The 980-nt window shown below is 39.5% G+C and carries 1 protein-coding gene and 1 pseudogene; both read right to left on the bottom strand.

What is annotated here, in order from left to right; all coding sequences use genetic code 11:
- Nucleotides 1–278 (bottom strand): annotated as a pseudogene (locus I6E38_RS14900) (IS4 family transposase); the annotation flags it as partial.
- Nucleotides 279–416: 138 nt separating this feature from the next.
- A complete protein-coding gene (locus I6E38_RS14895; RefSeq protein ID WP_235394716.1) occupies nucleotides 417–935 on the bottom strand; it encodes a tyrosine-type recombinase/integrase in 519 nt (172 codons plus the stop codon).
- Nucleotides 936–980: the final 45 nt, after the last annotated feature.

The following is a 980-nucleotide window of genomic DNA, read 5'->3' as shown; positions in this document are numbered from 1 at the left end:
TAATCAAATAACTCCGGAAAGAGGGGACAATCGAGTTCTTTGACATTATTGAAATCAGTCCTTTCGAAGAGATTAACGAGTGGTGTCTTATCCATAAGAGAAATGCTTAGAATCTGAAGGACCTCATAAGTCGATCGCTTAAGTCGCAAATCATGTTGTACGATAGCAACAAGGCAATAGGCTATGATTGCCGATGAGATTTGGATTCTCACAGCATTCTCTGTAGTACCCCAAAATTTCTTGATCTTGAGGTGCTGCTTTAGCCATTTGAAGAAGAGGGCGTAGAAACATAGAATGCACGCCCTCTTCTTTTATGATAAGTATATCGTTATGATAAGTGATCAGAAAAGTACTATTAATTATCAATATGATAGAAGAATACTTCTCCGTTCGACTTCTCATAATAAAGATTACTTTTACAGTCCTTTGAGCCAATCTCTGAGATTTTTATTGTCTTCCCAAGACTTATCAGAATCTCGGTTAGGGGGCAATTTTACATATGCTTTCTCAAGAGCTTCACGCTTTGCCTTTGATTCTGCACGTGCATAGATATCGGTTGTCTGAATAGAGACATGTCCAAGTAAATCTCTGATATAAATAAGATTGACACCAGCCTGTAGGAGATGCATGGCACGACTATGACGTATGGAGTGGCAGCTGATTTTCCCTGAGATTAATTCGGGAGATTCCATTCTTGCCGTTTCCACATAAGTATTGAGGATGTAGGTAATACCTTCCCGTGTCAGTTTTTCATGCCTATCATTGTAGAAGAGTGGAGATGCAGTCTTGTTGCTATCATTAAGGTGATTCTCTTCCATGTAGTCACGTAGTATTGACATTTGTTCCTTTACAAGAGGTACGATTCGTGCCTTACGCCCCTTGCCAAACAACCGAATGGTGTATGGTTCGTAAGCACTCAATTGTTTCCGAGGCATATTACATGAACCAAGTTACCTTTGCACTGCAAAACATAAAAATAC

This window comes from Leyella stercorea (assembly GCF_021531355.1).
Taxonomy (GTDB): Bacteria; Bacteroidota; Bacteroidia; order Bacteroidales; family Bacteroidaceae; genus Prevotella.
The sequence above is the reverse complement of the archived record's forward strand: the minus strand, read 5'-3'. Positions and strand labels throughout refer to the sequence as shown.